This window comes from Caballeronia sp. (assembly GCF_028292365.1).
Lineage (GTDB): Bacteria > Pseudomonadota > Gammaproteobacteria > Burkholderiales > Burkholderiaceae > Caballeronia.
In genome coordinates this window covers 1-5395 of sequence record NZ_JAQGMM010000276.1, presented here as the reverse complement: position 1 = coordinate 5395, position 5395 = coordinate 1, and the positions used below count along the sequence as shown (strand labels likewise).

4 protein-coding genes are annotated in these 5395 nt (G+C 55.7%); 1 reads left to right on the top strand and 3 read right to left on the bottom strand.

The window, feature by feature from the left end; translation table 11 throughout:
- Positions 1-165: 165 nt before the first annotated feature.
- Positions 166-534, bottom strand: a complete 369-nt coding sequence (locus JWR14_RS17355) for a winged helix-turn-helix domain-containing protein (RefSeq protein ID WP_299709105.1) — start codon at positions 532-534, stop codon at positions 166-168.
- A gap of 145 nt (positions 535-679) precedes the next feature.
- Between JWR14_RS17355 and JWR14_RS17350 the strand changes: the two genes are divergently transcribed.
- Positions 680-2011 carry an IS4 family transposase gene (locus JWR14_RS17350; protein ID WP_299709102.1) on the top strand — a complete coding sequence of 444 codons (1332 nt, stop codon included), beginning with the start codon at positions 680-682 and terminating at the stop codon, positions 2009-2011.
- 110 nt (positions 2012-2121) lie between these two features.
- Here JWR14_RS17350 and JWR14_RS17345 read toward each other — a convergent pair whose 3' ends face one another.
- Positions 2122-2400, bottom strand: coding sequence for a hypothetical protein (locus tag JWR14_RS17345; RefSeq protein WP_299709099.1), 279 nt, complete (start codon positions 2398-2400; stop codon positions 2122-2124).
- A gap of 284 nt (positions 2401-2684) precedes the next feature.
- Positions 2685-3794, bottom strand: coding sequence for a hypothetical protein (locus tag JWR14_RS17340; RefSeq protein WP_299709096.1), 1110 nt, complete (start codon positions 3792-3794; stop codon positions 2685-2687).
- Between the last annotated feature and the right edge of the window lie 1601 nt (positions 3795-5395).

The following is a 5395-nucleotide window of genomic DNA, read 5'->3' as shown; positions in this document are numbered from 1 at the left end:
TGTTGTAGACCGGCATCGAGATGAGGACGCAGTCCTGACACGGCCAACACGATCGACGCGCACGGCGCTCGGCAGTAACGGCGTCAGTGTTCAGCAATGAGGGAACATATGAGCGCGCCCCAGTGGCGCACTATGTGCCCGATGCGCTGACTGAGATCAACGCGATCAAACACTTGAGCTTTTCCAAGCCAGCATCCTCAGACGGTAGCTGTTACCGCGGATGGTGATAATCTCGTCGTTACCCACTTTGCGGCGAAGGTAATGCACGTGCACTTCGACCGCCTTGCTCCGAATTGCTTCGCCACGTTTATAGAGCCGCTGTTCAAGTTCGGCCCTCGAAAACACACGATTGGGTTCTTCCAGCAAGGCTTGCAGCAGAGTGAACTCACGGGACGAAAGGTGTACGCCCCCGCCGTTCTTGCTTGCGTTGCGAGCAACCGGGTCGAGTTCAAGCAGCCCGTGCGTACAGACAGGGCTCCAGTCAATTCGGTGCCGGCGGAGCCATGTCTGTATTCGCATGGACAATTGCCCCATGACAAGCGGTTTGCAAAGTAGTCGTTAGCCCCTGCATCCAGCCCGTCCGGGGTAATGCCGTTCAGTTAAGAGCTGGGCGGCATTTTTGTTTTTGAAGCAGGAAGAGGTTGTAAACGACGCGCCGAGCTGTTAACTTTTCGGCACGATGCTCTCCAGCCACCTCACCTACCTGATCGAAGCGCAAGAGCCGGTAGCCGACCTGAGCCGGCTGGCTGAGCATCTGCCTTACGAATGGATCGAACGTGCGGTCCAGGCAACGGGCACCGCAAGCGTGCGGCGGCGCCGCCTGCCGGCTGAACAGGTGGTGTGGCTGGTCATCGCACTGGCGATGTACCGGCACTGGTCGATCAGCGAGGTGCTCGACAGTCTTGATCTAGCGTTGCCTAACGAGAGCGCGCCGTTTGTCAGCAAGAGCGCAGCGGCGCAGGCACGTCAGCGCATCGGCGAGGCACCGTTGGCTTGGCTGTTTGAGCAGACAGCACGTGCCTGGACGACGCAGGACGCGGCTCACCATGCGTTCAAGGGATTGAGTCTGTGGGCGATGGACGGCACCACGCTGCGTACGCCCGACAGCCCGGCCAACCGCGAGCACTTCGGTGCACAAGGTTACGCCAGTGGCAAGGTGGCCAGTTATCCGCAGGTGCGCGCAGTGACGCTCACTGCAATTCCGACGCATCTGGTCGCCGATATCAATTTCGGTCGCTATGACACCAATGAAATGGTGTACGCCAAAAGCCTGCTGCCGCAGATACCGGAAGACTCGCTGACCGTGTTCGACAAGGGCTTTCTGGCTGCTGAGATTCTGTGTGGCCTGACGATGGGAGCACGCAATCGCCACTTTCTGATTCCAGCCAAATCAAATACCCGCTGGGAGGTGATCGCCGGTACCGCTGACGATGCGACGGTACGCATGCGAGTCTCGCAGCAGGCGCGCAAGAAGTGCGCAGCTTTGCCCGAATTCTGGAGTGCGCGGGCGATCCGCACCATCGACGCGCGCGGGCGCGAACGCGTGTTGCTTACGTCGCTTGCAGATCGCCGGCGCTTCAAACCCGCTGATATTGTGGCCTGCTACGAGCGCCGCTGGCAGATCGAAACCAGTTATCGTGAGCTTAAGCAACCGATGCTCGGTTCGGAGTTGACCTTGCGAAGTCGCACAGTCGAAGGCGTGTATCAGGAAATATGGGGTGCGTTGATCGCCTACAACTTGATTCGCCGTGAGATCGCCAGCGCGGCATGGGAAGCGAAGCTCGAGCCGACAGATATCAGCTTCGTGCGCGCTCTGCACACGATCCAGCACGAAATGATGTGGGCCGCGCTGACCCCGGCATACGCGAAATTGCCAGCGTGCCTCAAGCGTCTGCGCGAACGGCTCAAGTCGTTGCCCAATGAAAAACGACCCGACCGCGCATGCGACCGAGTCGTCAAAGCCCGACCTAAACGTTACACCGTTCGATACTTGAAGAAGAACCTTAACTGAACGGCATTACCTTGTAAACCCTGATTCTTTTTAGTGTATTGACGAGGTCGAGCGCGAGGTGCGCCCGACGAAAGCCCGCGCGATTTACGCCGAGTAGGCTTTTTTCATATCTAGGAAAGTTTTTTGATCGCGTCAGCGCTGATTCTCATGGGCGCTTTTTTGGTATTTGCTTCGAGATAGTCGTGTCCTGCCCACGTGAGTCGCACCTCTGGGTTGGCTCCATGGACCAGATCGTGGTCACGCATCAATTGCACGTGATACTCGACCGTTTGGGACGGCATCGTGTCATCGCCCAGAGCTGCTTCTATGCCTGTGACCGACATCGTGTTTGACTCTGAATCTCGAAGTGCGGTCGCGATTTCCATCACCAAGTCTTTGTGTCGTTGCATCTTATACCTTTCGTTGTTTTTGATAGCGGCGAGCATACCAAGCCATGAGCTCGAAGACCATAATCCCGAAGGTTGTCTCGTGGTTCACAGCGAGGCTGAAACTGTTGAACACGCCGCTCATGCGGAATCTTGATTGGCTTGACTAAGGCGCGGTTGCAGACGCTGAAGTCTCTATTGCAACCAACGGCCGCACGCATGCCAATGGCGCAGCCGTGGCTCAGGGCTCACTGACAAGCAGACGGGTGCGTAGCGATCGCCCCGCTATCACCACCAGACCTGAACAGTCACTCCGCTTCCTCCTCGTACTTGTCAAGCACGGTATCCGACATATACGAAAGGTGTTCTTGCTCGGCCAACTTGTGAAGACTGGCGTACGACAGGTATGTGCAATACTCCGCAAGAGGACCTTTTTCGAGAAGGGAAAAAACCGGTCGCCGGATCTCCTGAAAGACCTTGTCCCGCCTTGTCTCGGGGGCGACGATATGAAGCTTGATGTTCATATTAGGCTGAAGCGCCACAAGATCCGCCATGCGCAGAATGCCGGAATAAACCGAGGTTGTGTGCTCGACCTCGAAGGCGCGGACGATTGACCGTCCCTTGAGCCACAAAACGTCAATCTGCTCAATCGTTCGCAGCGTTGTCTCGTCGTAGTTGAGCGGCAGTCTGTCAAGCAGCGCGCCTTCCTCATTGGCCCATTCCCGAAGAACCCCACCACGATCAGCGCGGGGAATCCAGATCTTCATTCCCATCTTGGCACCGATATTGGCGAGTTGGGCTTGCATGCGGATGGATTCGCGGGTCTCTGTCTCCGGAACGTGCTCGGTTAGATCGACAGCACTCGCGTCATCGGGCACGCTGACTGCGACGACCTTGTCGGGGCGATTCACGATGTGCGTGGCAAGGTTACGTTTGTCCTGCTCGTCCAGCGGATAAGGCTTGCCCTCAATGGCTTGGGCTGTCAGGCGTTCCGCGAGGAAGGCTCCGTCCTGGTCGCCGAGATTCACGAGGCTGCCTCGAACCTTACCGGTCCATGCGGTACTTCCTTGTTTTAGACCGCGCGTAAATGACAGTCCTTCCCAGACTGATTGGTCGTGAATCGGAATGCCTTTCTCGATGTCGAGCCAGACAGTCGGACGCACCCGGAATCGCACCACGAATGGATCGTTTTCCGAAAGAAATCTTGGCTGCTCATCGATAAACGGCCCTTCGACGACCTCAAGCAAGCCGATCCAGCGCGAGAGTTTTGTGAGATAGCAGATGAATACGTCACCGGGATTGATCTTCTCCGCCATGTTCATCTGTCGGCGGCGAAATCCAGAGATGTCTCGAGGTGATCGAGTGAACGCCTCGTAAGTCTCCGGCGACAACAGATCAGTAAAGTAAGCCACCTGCATCCCCCGTCTTCTGTCCCGCAAGATACCCGGATCAATACTCTGACATTTAGTCGACTCAGCGAAACTCGGGTTTACACGATTTCGCGCGCGTCGGCGCCAACGCCGGGTCCGTTGTCGAGATTCACGTGACTCTGAACTTTGTTCACTGAGGTCTGAACTCCTTGCGTTCGAGGGCAGCGGCTGCTGTCTGGCAGGTGCGACCGCCTCTTGTCGACCCCGAAGCTGCCCTTCGACCCGGCGCGACCCCAATGGCTGCTTTCAACGTACAACGGTCGTTCGCGTCAAACGAAGTAAATTTGAAACATTCTTAAGGCGCGCGAACCTTGATATTCCGAGGCCGATCTCCGTCGGCGCGCCAGACTTTACTTTGCGAGTTTGCGAACTAAACTTCGATCTTGTGGAGGAGAAAAAGTAAAGTTGCGACTGCGCGAATTAGAGGTGGATAACATGTCCACGGCCCTTGTGGCAGCTTAGGTTCCAGTTCCGGCCATTGTGATCCCGTGATCCAAATTTGCCCATCACTTCCACGTTCAGGGGCAAAATTCGACCGTAGATCTTCCCCGTGCTCAGGGCAACATTGACTCTTGGGCAATGATCGAATCACGCGCTTCCAATTGTCACCTTTTGTGAGTTCCAGGCTTCGACTCCGCTAGCACCCACCGCGCATTGCCGATCTCGTTATGCGCGAGAATGCTGGCCATCAATTTCGTTTTACTAAATACTTCTATTACGGAAATTTGATGGCAAGAGCAAGCATTCCGGATCCTCTCAATGTCACCGCGGGTCAGCCGACATATTAAAGTCATACGGCAACGGAACGATAACTGGCTGCGGTTTGTTATCTTGACCGCTTTGGATGGAGCCGTCGACGTGTCGAACTACGTGCGCACCATAGATACCTGGCGAGCGCGCCCGATCGGCGTTTAAACGCTACAGGTGTGCTTCAGACAACTCCCTTGCGCGCGATACTGACCAACGGCAACTCAACGACGTTGACCGTTGCAAAAGCTCATCTGGCGAACCTTATGGGAACGCACGTTTTCGGTCAGCAAACGCTGACCCGCCGGCGCTTGTTCCTGATTGGCTAGCTGGCCTTCATGCCTGCGTGCTCTCAAATCCCGTGCGATACCGCACCGAATGAGGCCTTGATTCAGCATTTCAAAAGCTACCTCGCCCGGACGTGGAACGCCTGGTGTTTGATGGCAGCCAGCATGCGAAACAGCGGCAGCTTTATTGCCTCGCCCCTTCTCCTACCCACGCGTACGCTGTGGATCGATCCTCTGGATCGGTCAGGGACCTTTCTGGTTCCGCATTTTTTATCCGAAAAAGACTCAACTTTACCTCGCGATCCACCGCAACCTATTGTTTTATAAAGAAACTCACCGCTAAAAATCACGGCAAACTACCCGAAATACTATCGAGTCTTAACTTTACTTCTCGAAACGCACCATATTTACTTCGGTTGACGCTAGATTGGACAAATTTCCCCAGCGACTACTCTGCGCCCTTCATTCTTGAAGGGTTACCGCCCACCTCAAAAAAAATTTCAGCTTTGACCTAAAGTCTGGCAAGGCCTAGTCGTTATCCCGTAACAAGGTCTC